The 15,564-nt window shown below is 52.0% G+C and carries 18 protein-coding genes; 8 read left to right on the forward strand and 10 right to left on the reverse strand.

Translation table 11 applies throughout. The annotated features are described in order from the left end of the window. Positions 1–121 precede the first annotated feature (121 nt). Positions 122–1,060: a TolB family protein gene (locus tag HH216_RS22445; protein WP_169552893.1), complete on the forward strand. Its 939-nt coding sequence runs from the start codon at positions 122–124 to the stop codon at positions 1,058–1,060. Here HH216_RS22445 and HH216_RS22450 read toward each other — a convergent pair. Then, positions 1,054–2,259, reverse strand: a complete 1,206-nt coding sequence (locus HH216_RS22450) for an alpha/beta hydrolase family protein (protein WP_169552894.1) — start codon at positions 2,257–2,259, stop codon at positions 1,054–1,056. The genes HH216_RS22445 and HH216_RS22450 overlap by 7 nt on opposite strands. A gap of 355 nt (positions 2,260–2,614) precedes the next feature. On the opposite strand from HH216_RS22450, the gene HH216_RS22455 reads away from it, so the two are divergent. The 3 genes from HH216_RS22455 (at position 2,615) to glgX (ending at position 6,142) form a co-directional block, all read left to right on the forward strand. Further along, positions 2,615–3,289 (forward strand): OmpA family protein, encoded by a 675-nt coding sequence (locus HH216_RS22455; protein ID WP_254448568.1) that lies wholly within the window; start codon positions 2,615–2,617, stop codon positions 3,287–3,289. A gap of 108 nt (positions 3,290–3,397) precedes the next feature. Next, a complete protein-coding gene (locus HH216_RS22460; RefSeq protein WP_169552896.1) occupies positions 3,398–3,853 on the forward strand; it encodes a ferritin-like domain-containing protein in 456 nt (151 codons plus the stop codon). 177 nt (positions 3,854–4,030) lie between these two features. After that, the gene (gene glgX / locus HH216_RS22465) at positions 4,031–6,142 is read left to right on the forward strand and encodes a glycogen debranching protein GlgX (protein ID WP_169552897.1); all 2,112 of its coding nucleotides are present in this window, start codon (positions 4,031–4,033) and stop codon (positions 6,140–6,142) included. A 214-nt stretch (positions 6,143–6,356) separates the two neighbouring features. On the opposite strand, the gene HH216_RS22470 is transcribed toward glgX, so the two are convergent. The 7 genes from HH216_RS22470 to HH216_RS22495 form a co-directional block, all read right to left on the reverse strand. After that, positions 6,357–7,082 carry a DUF3891 family protein gene (locus HH216_RS22470; protein WP_169552898.1) on the reverse strand — a complete coding sequence of 242 codons (726 nt, stop codon included), beginning with the start codon at positions 7,080–7,082 and terminating at the stop codon, positions 6,357–6,359. A 95-nt stretch (positions 7,083–7,177) separates the two neighbouring features. Continuing rightward, positions 7,178–7,681, reverse strand: coding sequence for a pyridoxamine 5'-phosphate oxidase family protein (locus HH216_RS22475; protein ID WP_169552899.1), 504 nt, complete (start codon positions 7,679–7,681; stop codon positions 7,178–7,180). A gap of 60 nt (positions 7,682–7,741) precedes the next feature. Beyond that, on the reverse strand, positions 7,742–8,146 hold the full coding sequence (locus HH216_RS22480; protein WP_169552900.1) for a hypothetical protein: 405 nt from the start codon (positions 8,144–8,146) through the stop codon (positions 7,742–7,744). Then, positions 8,143–8,358: a DUF2188 domain-containing protein gene (locus tag HH216_RS22485; protein WP_169552901.1), complete on the reverse strand. Its 216-nt coding sequence runs from the start codon at positions 8,356–8,358 to the stop codon at positions 8,143–8,145. The genes HH216_RS22480 and HH216_RS22485 overlap by 4 nt, the downstream gene beginning before the upstream one ends. A gap of 277 nt (positions 8,359–8,635) precedes the next feature. Next, positions 8,636–9,286 (reverse strand): two-component system sensor histidine kinase NtrB, encoded by a 651-nt coding sequence (locus HH216_RS26780; protein WP_332871432.1) that lies wholly within the window; start codon positions 9,284–9,286, stop codon positions 8,636–8,638. Further along, positions 9,283–10,110, reverse strand: a complete 828-nt coding sequence (locus HH216_RS26785) for a PAS domain S-box protein (RefSeq protein WP_332871433.1) — start codon at positions 10,108–10,110, stop codon at positions 9,283–9,285. Before HH216_RS26785 ends, HH216_RS26780 begins: the two co-directional genes overlap by 4 nt. A gap of 46 nt (positions 10,111–10,156) precedes the next feature. Then, positions 10,157–10,591 (reverse strand): response regulator, encoded by a 435-nt coding sequence (locus HH216_RS22495; RefSeq protein WP_169552902.1) that lies wholly within the window; start codon positions 10,589–10,591, stop codon positions 10,157–10,159. Positions 10,592–11,046: 455 nt separating this feature from the next. Here HH216_RS22495 and HH216_RS22500 point away from each other — a divergent pair, with 455 nt between their 5' ends. After that, a complete protein-coding gene (locus tag HH216_RS22500; protein ID WP_169552903.1) occupies positions 11,047–11,688 on the forward strand; it encodes a porin family protein in 642 nt (213 codons plus the stop codon). A 78-nt stretch (positions 11,689–11,766) separates the two neighbouring features. Here HH216_RS22500 and HH216_RS22505 read toward each other — a convergent pair whose 3' ends face one another. Next, entirely contained in the window at positions 11,767–13,227 is a 1,461-nt protein-coding gene (locus HH216_RS22505; RefSeq protein ID WP_169552904.1) for a sigma-54-dependent transcriptional regulator, read from the reverse strand. 95 nt (positions 13,228–13,322) lie between these two features. Beyond that, complete coding sequence (locus tag HH216_RS22510; RefSeq protein WP_254448569.1) at positions 13,323–13,754, reverse strand: response regulator transcription factor; 432 nt, start codon at positions 13,752–13,754, stop codon at positions 13,323–13,325. Positions 13,755–14,166: 412 nt separating this feature from the next. Here HH216_RS22510 and HH216_RS22515 point away from each other — a divergent pair, with 412 nt between their 5' ends. The 3 genes from HH216_RS22515 to HH216_RS22525 all read left to right on the forward strand — a co-directional run bounded on the left by HH216_RS22515 (position 14,167) and on the right by HH216_RS22525 (position 15,436). After that, on the forward strand, positions 14,167–14,328 hold the full coding sequence (locus tag HH216_RS22515) for a lmo0937 family membrane protein (protein ID WP_169552905.1): 162 nt from the start codon (positions 14,167–14,169) through the stop codon (positions 14,326–14,328). Between the two features lie 428 nt (positions 14,329–14,756). After that, positions 14,757–15,008 carry a YtxH domain-containing protein gene (locus tag HH216_RS22520; protein ID WP_169552906.1) on the forward strand — a complete coding sequence of 84 codons (252 nt, stop codon included), beginning with the start codon at positions 14,757–14,759 and terminating at the stop codon, positions 15,006–15,008. Positions 15,009–15,040: 32 nt separating this feature from the next. After that, positions 15,041–15,436: a YtxH domain-containing protein gene (locus HH216_RS22525; RefSeq protein WP_169552907.1), complete on the forward strand. Its 396-nt coding sequence runs from the start codon at positions 15,041–15,043 to the stop codon at positions 15,434–15,436. Positions 15,437–15,564 lie beyond the last annotated feature (128 nt).

Here is a 15,564-nt window from a genome sequence, read left to right on the forward strand (position 1 = left end):
CTCCGCGCCCACCCGGACGTGGACCGCACCGCGCCACGGTGGCTGGCGGACCGGTCCACGCTACACGACCGGTATAAAGTCAGTGCTGCTATCTTTTGAGGGGGCTAACCTACTCTGCTCTATGCCTGCTCGCTTTATTACTTATTTACCGAAAACCATTTCCCTGCTCCTCGGTCTGACGACTGCTACACTGGCGCAGAAACCCGTCGTCAGTCGGCTGGAAATTTACGATCTGGCGACGAATAGCCGTCGGGTGGTGCGGCAGGACAGTGTCCGGTTTGAAGCCCCCAACTGGACCCGTGACGGTCGGCTCATCATCAACCAGGAGGGATTGCTGTATGGCGTTCGCATCAGCGATGGCCAGAAAACCAAGATCAATACGGGCTCGGCGACAAACTGCAACAACGACCACGGCCTGACCTTTGACGGCCAGACGCTCATCATCAGCAACAACGTCAGAAAGGCCAGCGGAAAGGGCAGCACGTCGACGATACTGACGCTGCCGCTGGCGGGTGGTCAGCCGAAACAGTTGACCGACACAACCGCCGGGCACTCCTACTGGCATGGTGTATCGCCCGACGGGAAAACATTGGTGTTCACCGGCGAACGATCCACTGGCGAAGCGGGCAAAACCAATTTTGACATCTACGCCATCCCCCGTACCGGTGGCCCCGAAACCCGCCTGACCAACTCGCCCAGCCTCGACGACGGCCCGGAGTATTCACCCGACGGCAAGTCTGTTTACTTCAATTCCGTGCGGTCGGGACGGATGCAGATCTGGCGCATGAACGCTGACGGTTCGCAACCGAAACAGCTTACCGACGACGCCTACTCCAACTGGTTTGCCCACCCCTCACCCGACGGGCAGTGGTTTGTGTTTATCAGCTATCTGGAAGATCAGGGCTCGAACCATCCCGCCGACAAAGCTGTGATGCTGCGGCTCATGAACGTAAAAACGGGCCAACTCCGCGAATTGGCCCGTTTTACCGGTGGTCAGGGAACGATCAACGTACCAAGCTGGTCGCCTGACAGCAAATCGTTTGCCTTTGTCAGCTATTGAAGCGAACTGAAAAAATCGTAGGTGCCGGTGATGTAGCCTAGAATACCGGTCGCGTGGTTTGCCCCGCTGAGCCGGATAAGCTGCACATTAGTGGCCCCACGTGCGCGCATGGCGTCGTAAGCATTCTGCGAGTTTAAAAACAGCACCGTATCGTCGGCATCGCCGTGGTAGAGCCGCGTGTTGGTGCGGGGCTTCCAATCATGGATGTCGTTGTCCTGCGCGGCCTTGATAAAGTCGGTATCGGTACCGTTGTTGATAGCCTGTTTGAAACTATCCGTCACAACCTGGTTAAAGCTCAGCCCCCCCAGATTGGCGGTGTAGCCGCTGGCCGCAATGCGGGTAGCGTAGGGTTCTTTGAAGTAATAAGAAGCCGGGCGGTTCAGGTTGTAAATTCGGTCGTAGGTAAGTAGTACCCACAAATACAACCGGCTGATGCTGGGATCGGTGCTGGTCGTGTTGTTCAGAATCTGCTTCATAAACGCCGGTTTGTCGTAGGCACCAGCCCCGCAACTCGACGCGACGAGGTTGAACTCCGAACCGGTTTCTTCTTCGATTTTCTTTTGCAGCGCCAGCGTCGCGTAGCCGCCTTCCGAATAGCCCGCAATCAGCAGTCGTTTGTCCCAGTTGACGCTTTTGTCGGTCAGCACCTGGCGGGCAGCCCGGAGCATATCGAGCGAGGCCGTCGCCAGTCCGTTGCGGTGTTCGTAGGTGTGCGGCAGGTCTTTCGATGCACCGTACCCAATGTAGTCGGGGGCCGCGATGATGTACCCCTGTGAGGCAAACACCGACCCAAACGTGTAGGCTTCGCTGCCCGACTGGTAGTTGGATGGTGCTCCGTCGTCGCTGGTGATGGTTCCGTGCTGAATGCTCAGCATTGGAATACCCGTAGTGCTGTTGACCGTCGGAATCATCAGCGCACCCGACGCCGTAATCGATTTACCGTCTGTATTGGTCGTGGTGTACGTAACGCGATACACGCTGATCGGGTACCGAATGAATAGTTGAAAGCCAACATTTGACCCCGTAAAGCGACTGCGCAGCTGATCGGTTGTGAACTGCCCAATCAGCGTACTGCTGACAAGCGTATTGGTAACCGGCGTTACGGGGTCGGGGCCACCCGATGGATTACACCCGGCAGGTACGAATAAAAGCGCACTGCTTACCAGCAGCAATAGTGCGCCTGTCTTAAAAAAGTGCATAGTGCAAATAGGAGAAAAACGGGGTGATAACGTCGTGACTATACGTAGTTAACGATCGGCCCGACCAATTCGTTTGTCCGTCGCCGATCTGTTCGCAGACTGTAGAACCCCTTCCACATAACTAGGTCTACGACTGCCCACGCGCCTGTCATTCTACCGCTCGCAAGCTATAATCAAATTACAGTACCCACTAAAACACACCCAAACAAAATACTCACTATCAACTACTTACAATATGTTTTAAACCTCGATACACTCGCTGCCATCTATACTGGTACAGCATTTGGCTGAAATAATTACAAATTATCCATTCACTACAATGATACGTCAGTTCAAATCAGCATGTGTAAAACCAATGTTAGTGTTACTTGCCGTCAGTACGCTGTCGGGCAATGTGCTAACGAGTTGTAAGTCGGGTAAGCCGATGAACAAAACCCAGAAAGGGGGAGCTGTCGGTGCCGGTGGTGGTGCTCTGGTAGGCGGTATTATCGGTCGTAAGACGGGTAACACGGCTATCGGTGCAATCATTGGCGCAACGGTAGGTGGCGCAGCCGGTGCCATTATTGGGCGACGGATGGACAAGCAGGCCGAGGAGCTTAAGAGAGAGCTGCCGAATGCGCAGGTGGAGCGGGTTGGCGAGGGTATCAAAATCACCTTCGGGTCCGACATCCTGTTCGACGTAAATTCGTATTCGCTGAAGCCAGCCACCAAACGGCAGCTGGACGATTTCGCGCAGACGCTTAACAAATACCCTGACACCGACATTCGGATCGAAGGGCATGCCGACGCAACAGGGCCTGAAGATTACAACCTGAAGCTGTCGCGTGAGCGGGCTAACGCTGTTGGCGACTACCTGAAAACGCAAAATATCACATCAGGTCGGTTGGACGAAATCGGGTACGGCGAAGAACAACCCATTGCCGACAACTCGACCGAATCGGGCAGAAGCAAGAACCGCCGGGTCGACATTGCCGTTTTTGCCAACAAAAAAATGCAGAATGACGCCAAAGATGGCAAGTTGGCTAATTAATCTACAGAACTATTAGACAATTAACCCACACAGCTAGTTACTGATACTATGTGGGTTTTCCCCAGTCAGTACACTTAATTTTCCTAATCAATCAAACCAATCAACGCTATGAATGTCAAGGAAACACGGGGCGAAATCCTCGATCAGCTTAATCGTTTGTTGACCATCAGCCACGATGCCGAAGAAGGGTATCAGGAAGCTGCCAAAAATGCAAAAGGTAGCGAGCTACAAAGTTTGTTCACCAAGCAGGCTCAGCAACGGGGCGAGTTTGGGACTGAACTGGACCGCGAAATCCGTGCATTGGGTGGCGAGCCCGACGGTGGTACGAGCGTTGCTGCCGATCTGCACCGGGCCTGGATTAATCTGAAATCAGTATTCTCAAGTAACGATGATAAAGCAACCGTTGAAGAGTGTCAGCGGGGTGATAAAGAAGCCCTCGACACCTACAACAACGTGTTGCAGGAGACCGATCTGGCAGCCAGCACCCGTGAGTTGCTGCTGCGCCAGAAGCAGGCTATCGACACAGCCCACTCGTCGATGGCACGTCTGGCAATGACAGTGTAGTGAATGGTGGGATCGGAAAGCCCCCCCCACTTGGGGGTGGGCTTTTTTTGTAGTGAATCGCTGTTACGACTCGTTCGTGGCAGCGATTCGTTTTTTACGGCCAGCCAAACAATCATTGGTTACGCCCGGTTCTTTTATTACTTGTTAAGACATTCATTTCATTACTCACTCCACGACATGGCTAAAGATGCCGAGCTAAAACAAGCTCACGACTACTCAACAAAACCAGGAAAAGCTTACCCGCTCGGTGCTACCTTCGACGGTGAAGGTGTGAACTTTGCGTTGTTCAGCGAGCACGGAACCGGTGCCTACGTCTGCCTGTACGACGTGGCCGAGCCAGAGACAGAGGTTGCCCGTATCCCGATGGTGGAATACACCGAGCTTATCTACCACGTCTACGTTGATGGGCTGCAACCAGGTCAGTTGTATGGCTACCGGGTTGATGGTCCATACAACCCGAAAGAAGGCGATTTCTTCAACCCTAACAAACTCCTGCTCGACCCTTACGCGAAAGCAATCAGCGCGCCGATCAATGACGACAACAGCCGTCTGGGGTATGACTATAAAAGCAAAGCCGACGACCGTTATCTGGTGATGAGCACCGAAGACAGTGGCCCCGGTATGGCCAAGAGTGTGGTTATCGACCCATCGTTCGATTGGGAAGACGACAAAGCACCCGATGTGCCACTGCATCGCTCGGTGATTTACGAGATGCACGTAAAAGGCTTTACGCACCTCCACCCCACCATCGACAAGTCAATTCGGGGTACGTATGCCGCCCTCGGTACGCCGGAAAGCACCGATTACCTTAAAAAGTTGGGCGTCACCGCGATCGAACTGTTGCCGATTCACCAGTTTACCAACGAAAGCTATTGGGGCTATAACTCCATCGGTTTCTTCGCTCCCCAGAACACGTATTCGTCGTCGGGTATGGACGGTCAGCAGGTAACGGAGTTCAAGCAAATGGTGAAAGACCTGCACAAAGCAGGCATCGAAGTTATTCTGGACGTCGTCTATAACCATACGGCAGAAGGAAATCAGTTTGGTCCGATGCTGTCGTTTCAGGGTATCGACAATAAGGTGTATTACCGGCAAATGACCGAGCAGCCGGAGTACTACCGTGACTTTACCGGTACGGGCAACACCTTCGATCTTACCCAGCCCCGTACGCTTCAGCTCGTTATGGACAGCCTGCGGTATTGGGTGACGGAGATGCACGTCGACGGCTTCCGCTTCGACCTTGCCGCCACGCTGATTCGCTCCGACGAAGACGCAGGCCGGGTATCGTCATTCCTCGACACGGTTGCACAGGACCCCATTCTGACGCGCGTCAAACTGATTGCCGAACCCTGGGATATCGAGTCGTATGAAGTAGGTGGCTTCCCGGTGCAGTGGTCGGAGTGGAACGGTAAGTTCCGCGACACGTTCCGGGCGTTCTGGAAAGGCGACGAAGGCAAAGCCAACGAAGTATCGCTGCGAATGCTGGGCTCGCCCGATCTGTACGCTAACGACGGTCGCTCACCCGCCAACAGTGTCAACCTGATTACGGCGCACGATGGCTTTACGCTGAACGACCTGGTCAGCTACAACGACAAGCACAACGAAGCCAACGGCGAAGACAACAAAGACGGTTCTAATGACAACGCAAGCTGGAACTGTGGTGCCGAAGGCCCAACAGACGATCAGGCCATCAACGAACTGCGCGAGCGGCAGAAACGCAACTTCCTGTCGACACTGCTGCTGAGTCAGGGGACGCCGATGATCGTTATGGGCGACGAGTGTGGCCGGACACAACACGGCAACAACAACGGCTATAATCAGGACAGCGAAATCAGCTGGATGAACTGGGACTGGAACGAGAAGCAGCAGGCCCTGTTCGACTTTACGAGTCAACTCACCGCCCTGCGTCGGGACATGCCGCTGCTCAGCCGCCGGAAGTTCTACGGTAACGAGCAGATTTCGTTCCTCCGCCCCGATGGTCAAGAAATGACCGAGCACGACCTGCAAAACCCGGACACCCGTTGCGTAGCCCTGTTTATCGACGGTATGCGGGTCGATGAGCAAACCGAAGACGGGCAGGACGTTGGCGATGAGCAGCTAATCTGGGTGCTGAACGCCTATTGGGAAGATATTCCGTTTATGCTGCCTAAAATCGGCCGGAAGAAATCGAACTGGAAAGTTGTCGTCGACACCTCGACGGGCGAGTTCAGCCCAGAGTGGAAACCCGTTACTGGTGGTCACGAATACACGATTCCCGCCCGTTCGTCGGTGCTGCTGAGCCTGAGTTAGGCCGCGCAGATTTTTCATCACACAACAAAAAGCCGCTGGCAATGCTGCCAGCGGCTTTTTGTTGTGTGAGATTGTCTAGGAAAGGTTATTCTGATCAAGAACATGCTTTTTGTCATCCTGAGCCTGCGAAGGATCTTCGGTAACAGGCGGTTTTTCTTCCTCATAGCGAAGATCCTTCGCAGGCTCAGGATGACAAAAAGCATCCCCCCAGCATTTATTTTCTCATTACCCACTCCTGCCGTTGAAGGGGCGCATCCTGAATGGCGCGGTACAATTCGTCATCGCTCTGGTACACGACCTGTTCAACGATGAATGTTTCCACGTGTACCGCAAACGTATCGTCAGCGAATGGCCACGGGTCGAGGCACAGTGTATCGTCGCTGCGCTGACTGATGAAATACGTCGAGCCATCGGGCCCCACACTGATTTCCAGTTTGCGGCCGTTCATGGGTACCTGCTGCTGACATAGAATGAGCGACAGCGCATCGCACCACTGCACAAAGTCATACGCATACTGGGCAGCTTTTTTGGTAGCTCCGTACTCCTTTCGCCATTTCGCCTGATTGGTAGTTTGCTGGTCGAGAAATTCGTCGAGGGCTTTGTCGGTGCCCCGCTTTTCGTGGTACAGAAACGTCGTGTGCATCGACGCCATCAGCGCGTTCCAGCGGCTTTTCTGCAAGGCCACGTCGATCAGGTTGCGGCACTGCTCAACGGAGTACTCAAGAATCTTGAAATCGAGCGGTGTGCCAGCCGCCGTAAGGTGGCTCCGGCCTGACCAGCCGGGCTGTCCGTCGTCGTGCTCGGTCAGCGCAATTAATGTTTCGGCCCAGAAATCAGGGCGTTTGTCGGTAGCCCAGTGCATCGCCAGGTCAAACGCCAGCAGCCCGTGTGCTGGCTGATTGATGAGCTGCCAGCCAGTATCAACTTGTCGTACAATCATTTTTGGTAAGAGGAATAAAAAAAGCAGGGACCGTATTTCAAGTCCCTGCTTCTTATAGATCTATAATCAACAACAGCCAGTCGTTGGAAGAGTAACTAGTTGTACACCTTTTCGTTTTCGCCCATGTCGGGTGGTGTCCCGGTGATTGCTCCGCTTACCATCTGAAACAAACGAACGATACGGCTCGAATTAGAGTCCCAGTATTCAGCCATCTCGGTATTTACCTTCAACAGCGTCAGTTCGGGATCTTCTTTGCCCGCCGGAAACCAAGGTTTCGCTTCAGCGGTCCAGTATTCGTTGATTTTCGCCCGGTCGTCTACCTCAGTTGCGGTCCCCGATACCGATACATACGTCGAGTTGTCGGTGTCGGCAAACGCGATGTTCACCCGGCTATCGTTGTCTTCGATCTGATCGACTTTGGGAGATGATTTCTTGGTAAAGAACCACAGCGAGCCGTCTGCATCCGTGTGAATAACAGCCATCGGCCGACTAACCAGATTCTTCTGCTCGTCGACGGTTGTCATCATCGCGATGTGAATATCCTTGATGAGGTCGAGAACCTTCTCTATTGATTTTGGGTCTTGCGTTGTTGTGCTCATAACCTATGGTAGCAAACTTAGTATAGTGTATTAAACAAGCCTCGAATCGACTTGTTTGATCTAGGCCCGATAAACACTGACGGGCAGCGTAATTCCGTAACACACGACGGACGACTTTGCAGGCGCGAACTGATCGGGTACCATATGCTGGTCAACCACGGTCTGACAGCACCGCCGGGCCTGCACACAGCTGTCGATCAGCGGCTGTGCCGACGGTTCAGCAGAAAACGTTAACTGGCGCAACAAACTCTCACAGGCACGGATGCACAGTTTTGCGACGGAAGCGCTCTTCTCTGTTTTGTGGCTAATGAGCACCGACATCTGTCGGCACAGCTCGGCGCAGTCTATACCCAGAACGATCGTTTCGCTGCACAGATCGGCGTTATGCCGGTTGCTTAGAACAAACTCCCGACATTGGACAGCGCACTGAAGCAGCGAGTCGTGTATGGCTGCTTGATTGATCATAAGGCTGAATGCTGAGCAGTTGAAAACGCTTTGTCGGATACGTGAGACGCTTCCCGCGCCCACCGCCGGGCCTCCGCGACACTGTCGTGTACTGCCTGTTGCTTGTCAATACGACCTTGCACCAACAGCTGATTGGCAAGTTCGATTGCTTTTGCCCGCGTCGTCGGGTTGAGCGAGCGCATGGCTGCCGGGAAGTGTGTTGGTGTCCACATAGTCGTAGCTGAACTGATCATACGTTCAACAGGTCTATTTCTATGCCATCTCTATCATATAGCTACCCTTACAACCCATATTTGTATCACAATACTTTGTATAACAACCATTTACACGTTTTTTGCTTTATAATTCGGTAGCTTCACCCGCAGGCAGCCGCTGTACCGTAGCTGTGTGGTGTGTAAAAAATTACTCAGTGGGAACAATATAATTCCACAAAAAAGGTCGGCTCAGAACAGGCCGACCTTTTTACAGGCGAAACTAATCGCGTTGACGCTAGCGCGGAAACGTCAGCCGGAACGTCGTACCGACGCCAACTTCGCTCTCTACGTCGATTGTACCCTTGTGGCTACTGACAATGTTTTGCGTAGCCGTCAGCCCCAGTCCCATTCCACCGGACTTGCCCGTAAAGAATGGGTCGAACAGCCGCTGCCGGACTGTGGGACTGATACCTCCCCCGTTATCCGTTATCTGCACAAACACCTTATTGCCCTCCGTAGTCCCTGTCCGGACGGTCAGAATACCTTTGCCCTCTTCCATTGCTTCGACCGCGTTGACCAGCAAATTCAGGATGGCCGTTTTTATCTGCTCACGATCGAGCAGTAGCTGACAGTTCTCATTGGAATAGCTTGTTTCCAGCCGCATCCGTTTGAGTTTTATCCGGTCATTGACCATCTGCACCGTCGACCGGACAACCTCGTTCAAATCCTGCCGTCGGCGCTCCGGTTCGCGCGGCTTCGACGAATTCAACATTTCGGTGATCAGCTGCCCAATCCGATCGACGTTTCTGCCGATGATGTCGGTAAACATCGTCACGTATTCGTCGTCCGTCTGCAACTCGTCTTTGAGCTGCTCCAGCGCCAGGCTTAGATTGGTCAGCGGATTCCGAACTTCGTGGGCGATACTCCGGGCAATTTTGCCGGTCATGCTAAGTTTTTCAGCCAGAATAAGGTCATGCTGCGCTTTCTTCTGCTCCGTGATGTCACGCACGATACCCTGGAACCACTCGGGCCGCCCCGGCTGTCATCGACCGCCCAGAGAGAAACCTGACAGATACGCTTGCGGCCTTCCCGCGTCAGCAGAATCGCTTCAAAATCTTTGATCTGTCCGTGCTCCCGGACGTTGAAACGCAGCTCGCGCAGGCAGTTCAGGTCGGCAAACAGCCGGGCGGGATTCATCACCTGTAGGTGTTCGCGGGTGTAACCCAGTAGCTGCTCCACCGAGGAGTTGGCATCCTGAAACCGCAGGTCGTTGTCGATTACGAAAATGGCGTCGATCGATCGTTCAAACAGCGACCGGTACTTGTTTTCCTTATCGGCCACTTCCGACAGCACGTTTGCCTGCCGGATTGCGTAGCGGATGCTGCGACCCAGCAACTGCGCGTCGATGCGACCTTTCACCAGGTAATCGGCGGCTCCCATCTCCAGCGCCGACTGATCGACGGTCAGGTCATCCTGTCCGGTCAGCAAAATCATAGGCGCGCGGCATCCCATCTGCGACGCTTCCTGGATCAGATTTATACCCGTGTGCGATCCAAGCCGGTAGTCGATCAGGTACACGTCGTGCTTCCCGGCCAGGATCATCTCGATAGCCCGTTCGTAGCTATCGACCCAGTCGAGCCGGATGTTGGCGTTCTCGCGCGACGATACCAATGCCCGAGTCAGCATATAGTCGTCTTCGTCGTCCTCGACGAGCAGAACGTTGATTTTTGATTGTTTTACGGGTGCGTCAAGCAGAGAGTCATTAGTCATCGTAGGCAGTAAAATGGTAACCGATGGATCGTATAAGCTGGTCTGACTAAGGTAACCTGACGATATCCATCCAGTAAACTTTTAATGCACTGATCATTTCAACCAGTTTGCTGAAGTGGAATGGTTTGGTAACGAAGGAGTTTACACCAAGATTATAGGATTTAGCGACGTCTTCATCAGCCGCCGATGTGGTCATCACGATCACCGGCAACCGACGCATGTTGCTGTCTTCCTTTATTTCTTTTAACGCTTGAAAGCCATTTTTTCGTGGCATGTTCAGATCGAGAATAAGCAAGTTCGGCCAGGGGGCGTTCTCTGCGGTGTAGATACCCCGACGGTTGAGGTAGTTCATCAGGTCTTCGCCGTCGTTAACGAAGTGAATGGACTGCGTATAACCACATTTTCGCATGGCCTGCTCCAGAAACATCCGGTCGTCCTGATCGTCGTCTGCAATCAGAATTGTTGTCACTTTACGATCCATGAGTTTCAGTTAAGAATAAGTACGGTTTACGGGTAGGGCATTCTCAGACAGGCTATTGCGATGATCTGTAGCCAACGCATTTGCTTTCGAGCGATCCTATCTCAAAAGTAGCTGAAACAGCTTGACAATCACTGATGGGTCCCATTAATTATCATACATCACTGCGGTAAGCTACTATAGGTATTTTACAGTCTGGTCGGCACGATTTTCGGCACCGTGTGTCGCAACCCGTTATATGTCAACCAATCGGCCTGCGGTAATGTTACTTTTTCTTCCCCATTGTGTGGAGTTCCGTCCGCAATCGGTAGTCACCGCGCCACCCGGCCCACCCGTGCCGGGCAGACTCTGGTTAGTTGATAGACAGTCAATAAGGGTAATTCTGCTGGCTGTGGCACGATATTACAAGGCATGACGCCACACGGAACGTGTTTCCGGTTGGTAAATCGAACCATGTTATGAAATTTTCCACCAGGCTAATCGCAGCTACACTCCTCGCAACAAGTGCTCTTTGTCTGACCAATACCGATACACTCGCACAGGGTACAACCCGTATCGGTGTAAAGGGTGGTTTGAACGCCAGTTCGCTGTTTTATGACAGTCAGGGCGTATCAAACAAGAACGAACGCATCGGCTTTCACCTGGGCGTATTTGCACAGGCACCCCTTGGCGAATTTCTGGCCATTCAGCCCGAATTACTTTACACCACCAAAGGCGCATCGGCCGACTACAATGTGCTGGGCCTGAATGGTCGTAATACATTCCGGCTCAACTACGCCGAGCTTCCCGTTCTGCTCACGTTTAAGCTGGGGCAGGCCGTCGAACTACAGGCTGGCCCGTATGCTGCCTATCTGATCAACTCCAACGTAAACTCGAACGGGTCGTTTGGTACGGGCACTTCAGGCATCAACGCCGACAACTTCAACCGGTTCGACTACGGCTTGGCCGGTGGCTTGAACTTCTACTTCGGGAAGGCGTTCATCGGTGCCCGCTACGGTCAGGGTCTGCAAAAGATCGCGAACAGCGGAGCAGCTTCTACCCTGCTGGGCAATGCCAAGAACTCCGTCGGTATGTTATCGGTCGGGTTCAGCATCAATTAACGAAGTACCGTATGTGTATATACGAACAAAGCCCGGCCAATGCCGGGCTTTGTTCGTATGGGTAGTAACCTTTACTGATTACAGATGAATATCGTAGGCTTTCAGCTTGTTGTACAGCGTTTTCCGATCGATGTTTAACACCTCGGCGGCTTTCGTTTTGTTGTAGCCGGTCTTTTCCAGAACCTTCAGGATAGCCGCCCGTTCCGCATTCTCCGAAACCGATTTAAGGTTAGCCCCCGGTTGGCCATTCGGTGCCCCCGCCGACCGGACTGCATCGACACCCATCGGCGCGCTGACGCCCGTATCTTCCGTTGTCAGGTACTGAGGAGAGATGATTTCGCGCGGCAGTACGTCGGTTTCGATCACATCACCCTGCGTCAGCAACACCGACCGTTTGATTACGTTTTGCAGTTCGCGCAGGTTGCCATGCCAGAAGTAATCTTTCAGTTTCTCGCGGGCAGCTTCGTCAAAACCGCTGATATTTTTCTCCAGCTGACGATTGGCCAGATCGAGGAAGTGATCAGCGAAGATCATGATATCAGCTTTTCTATCGCGCAGGGGCGACAGATGAATCTCAAATTCATCGATCCGGTGATAGATATCTTCCCGGAAGCGACCCTGCCGGACAGCGTCGCGCAGGTCTTCGTTGGTAGCGGCAATAATCCGTACATCGACCGCTATATCCTGGTTAGAACCAATCCGGCGAATCTTACGCTCTTGTAACACGCGCAGCAACTTGATCTGGTTGTCGTACGACAGATTGCCGATCTCGTCGAGGAAAAGTGTGCCTCCGTTGGCGTATTCAAAGCTACCCGCCTTGTCGGACATCGCACCGGTAAACGACCCTTTTACATGCCCGAACAGTTCGCTCCCCGCCAGATCCTTGCTCAACGCGCCACAGTCAATGGCGACAAACGGTTTGTCGGCCCGTTTGCTACGCAAGTGAATGGCGTTGGCCACAAACTCCTTACCGGTACCCGTTTCACCCGTAATAATCACCGACATATCGGTCGGGGCAATCAGGTCAATGTGTTTCTGAAGCTGTTCAGCCACCCGGCTTTTACCAAAGATAAAGCGTTTGCCATCGGTCGTGGCACTGGCCTTGCCGCTAGTTGACTTAGCAGCCGAACGCGCAGCCGGTTGGCCGTCGCTCGCTGTTTGCTGCTTGAGCGTCTGCGCGCGCCGTTCAAGGGCACTTTTTATGGTCAGCAGAATTTCATCGGGGTACAGTGGCTTTGTTACGTAGTCGTAAGCACCATGCTTAACACTCTGCACAGCGATACGAACGTCTGAATAACCGGTGATGATGATGACAGCCGTAGCCGGATTGAGCACCTTGATTCGGCGAAGCATTTCCAACCCGTCGATATCAGGCAGCTTGAAATCACAGATTACCAGTTCAAAAGCCTCTTTTCGCAGTAACGTCAGACCATCTTCTCCCCGCTGAACCGATGCTGTTTTATACCCCTGTTTGCTCAGAAACCGCTCGAGCAACAGACAGATATCATGATTATCGTCAACGATCAGAATTTTTTCCATGAAAGAGAAACCCGCCGGTTTATGTAGCCGGTAACAGGTAACGGATACTGCCTGTCAGGATTGGCAGGCTGGTTTTCCGTTGTCAACAAAGATACTTAAACCTGTGTGCTTTGCAAAGCCTTCTCAACCGACAGCCGGGTGAATGGTTTGCCCACAAAAAAGTCGGCCCCCTGCTCCTCCGCACGGCGCCGTTCAGCCTGCCCGTCGAAGGCGCTGATCATGATAACACGGGCATTCACCTGGTCTTCGCGAATCACCGGCAGCAAGTCGAAGCCCAGTCCGTCGGGAAGGTTTAAGTCCAGAAAAATCGCGTCGTATTGTTGAGTTGACAGGCACTGACGACCTTCTTCGATGAACTGAGCACAGGTTGGAATGTATCCTAGCTTGCGCAGCAAGCCCGAAAGCAGCAGACAGATATCCGATTCGTCATCTATTATCAGAACCCGCTTCGTTGCAGCATTGGCGGATTTTATAGGGGTCGTCAGCGGTTGTGGACCGACATTCGTTCGCATCATCATACTTACCATTAGCGTGTGGTTGTTTTTCCAACCTGACTACATCCCCTATAATTCTATGCCGGGTTTGTCATTTAACCGTCCTTTTCGTTGATAAAAGCCTCTCCGACCATTAATAATGAGTAATACTGAATTTTCGGTCATCAGTCCATATACGCAAACCGGCCAGGCCCTGTTACCGAGCGGTTAGCGCCGTGTGCTTTTTCTACACTAATTCCACAACCGTAGAAAAAAGTCTACACAACGTCCACGTATCCCAATGTGGCTATTAGCTCCATAAACAGGCACACAACGCTGTTTATAGACTCATTTACAGTAGTATGCGGGATACCATTTATCCGGATAACGTATAGGGATACTCTGGCACAACTTTTTCTAGTTAGATAGCAACGAGACACTTCTGATTTACTCAATTTGAAACGTCATGGGAAATTTGTTGTACACAATAGCCGTAGTGCTGATCATCATTTGGTTACTCGGCTTTTTGGGTTTCAACAGTTTCGGTCTTGGCGGTTTGATTCACATACTTCTGGTGATTGCAGTAATTGCCATCGTCCTACGCCTTATACAAGGGCGTGGCGTTTGATAAAAACGAATTGTTCTGTCGAATTACGACACACAGATATAGCTAGTTTCGGAACCTTATGTTCGAAAACAGCATTTAGACTTTAGGTTAAGTACAAGTTACGGTGGGTACGGAATCCCTACGCCAATTTGAGCGTAGGGATTTTTATTTTTTCGGCCCCCACCAACCGCTTTGCTACACAATCTGATCTTATTTATCAGGTTACATTTTATCATTTATCCGACTCATCCTGCGTAATGCGGTGTAGAGCGGACTGAGGAATTATTAGGCAGATATGGGGAATTTTATCCTCGTCGTAGCTGGTCAACAATCGCCTACAATTACCAAATAAACATCTGAATATCAGTATTTTATCAGAAAATCAAAAACATTGGTATCAATTTATCTATTTATAGACTGAAATTATTCACTCACTAAATCATAAAAAAATGAGATCGTTACCCGGAATCTTGGTAGGACTGGCCGTTGGTGCTGTTGTTGGTATTTTGTTGGCTCCTGAAAGCGGCAAGAAAACGCGGAAGCGTATCTCGTCGGAGTCAGATTCATTCTTCAGCGATTTGCAGGATCAACTGCAAGACGGTCTTGACAGCATCAAGAGTCAGTACAATGATTTCGTCGATCAGGCCGGTTCTAAGTCGAAAGATGTTGCCGACGAACTGAAGCGTAAGGTAAAATATTGATTCAACCTAGTAACCGTCAAAGCAGGGAAATCATGAGAAGCACGAGAGATTTTTTCACAGGTATCATTACGGGTGTTGTTATCGGTTTGTTGACAGCCCCCCGCAGCGGTAAAGAAACACGCGAGAAACTGGTCGATGAAGCTAACAAGCGTAGCGAAGGGCTGAAAGATCAGTGGGATAAAGGCGTTGCTCAGGCGAAAGAAGGCTACGAGCAGGTAAAAACACAGGTTAACCAGTACACCGATCAGGCGAAGACGCAGGTTAACCAATACGCGGACCAGGCGAAATCGCAGTTCAACGCGGCCAAAAGCGACGCGCAGAACCAGTTTGAGAAAGACAAATCGGTCTACAACGACAAAGTAGACGATCTGGCTGACAGCGCGAAAGAAGGCGTCGACAAGGCTAAAGATTCCTTGAAGGCAAGCTAGAATAGATTAGTCAAGTGAAGTATAGTGAGCCCGTCAACGTGAGTTGGCGGGCTCTTTTGTGTTTCCTGTCCTTTAATATACTTTTAATTCTTGCTTAAGTAATATTTAAGAACTGTTAGGCACATTTG

Origin of the sequence: Spirosoma rhododendri (assembly GCF_012849055.1) — a bacterium.
Taxonomy (GTDB): Bacteria; Bacteroidota; Bacteroidia; order Cytophagales; family Spirosomataceae; genus Spirosoma; species Spirosoma rhododendri.

Coding starts and splice junctions, on each gene's coding strand:
- HH216_RS22445 (WP_169552893.1), top strand. CDS start 122: ATGCCTGCTCGCTTTATTACTTATTTACCGAAAACCATTTCCCTGCTC.
- HH216_RS22450 (WP_169552894.1), bottom strand. CDS start 2,259: ATGCACTTTTTTAAGACAGGCGCACTATTGCTGCTGGTAAGCAGTGCG.
- HH216_RS22455 (WP_254448568.1), top strand. CDS start 2,615: ATGTTAGTGTTACTTGCCGTCAGTACGCTGTCGGGCAATGTGCTAACG.
- HH216_RS22460 (WP_169552896.1), top strand. CDS start 3,398: ATGAATGTCAAGGAAACACGGGGCGAAATCCTCGATCAGCTTAATCGT.
- glgX (WP_169552897.1), top strand. CDS start 4,031: ATGGCTAAAGATGCCGAGCTAAAACAAGCTCACGACTACTCAACAAAA.
- HH216_RS22470 (WP_169552898.1), bottom strand. CDS start 7,082: ATGATTGTACGACAAGTTGATACTGGCTGGCAGCTCATCAATCAGCCA.
- HH216_RS22475 (WP_169552899.1), bottom strand. CDS start 7,681: ATGAGCACAACAACGCAAGACCCAAAATCAATAGAGAAGGTTCTCGAC.
- HH216_RS22480 (WP_169552900.1), bottom strand. CDS start 8,146: ATGATCAATCAAGCAGCCATACACGACTCGCTGCTTCAGTGCGCTGTC.
- HH216_RS22485 (WP_169552901.1), bottom strand. CDS start 8,358: ATGTGGACACCAACACACTTCCCGGCAGCCATGCGCTCGCTCAACCCG.
- HH216_RS26780 (WP_332871432.1), bottom strand. CDS start 9,286: ATGACCGGCAAAATTGCCCGGAGTATCGCCCACGAAGTTCGGAATCCG.
- HH216_RS26785 (WP_332871433.1), bottom strand. CDS start 10,110: ATGACTAATGACTCTCTGCTTGACGCACCCGTAAAACAATCAAAAATC.
- HH216_RS22495 (WP_169552902.1), bottom strand. CDS start 10,591: ATGGATCGTAAAGTGACAACAATTCTGATTGCAGACGACGATCAGGAC.
- HH216_RS22500 (WP_169552903.1), top strand. CDS start 11,047: ATGAAATTTTCCACCAGGCTAATCGCAGCTACACTCCTCGCAACAAGT.
- HH216_RS22505 (WP_169552904.1), bottom strand. CDS start 13,227: ATGGAAAAAATTCTGATCGTTGACGATAATCATGATATCTGTCTGTTG.
- HH216_RS22510 (WP_254448569.1), bottom strand. CDS start 13,754: ATGGTAAGTATGATGATGCGAACGAATGTCGGTCCACAACCGCTGACG.
- HH216_RS22515 (WP_169552905.1), top strand. CDS start 14,167: ATGGGAAATTTGTTGTACACAATAGCCGTAGTGCTGATCATCATTTGG.
- HH216_RS22520 (WP_169552906.1), top strand. CDS start 14,757: ATGAGATCGTTACCCGGAATCTTGGTAGGACTGGCCGTTGGTGCTGTT.
- HH216_RS22525 (WP_169552907.1), top strand. CDS start 15,041: ATGAGAAGCACGAGAGATTTTTTCACAGGTATCATTACGGGTGTTGTT.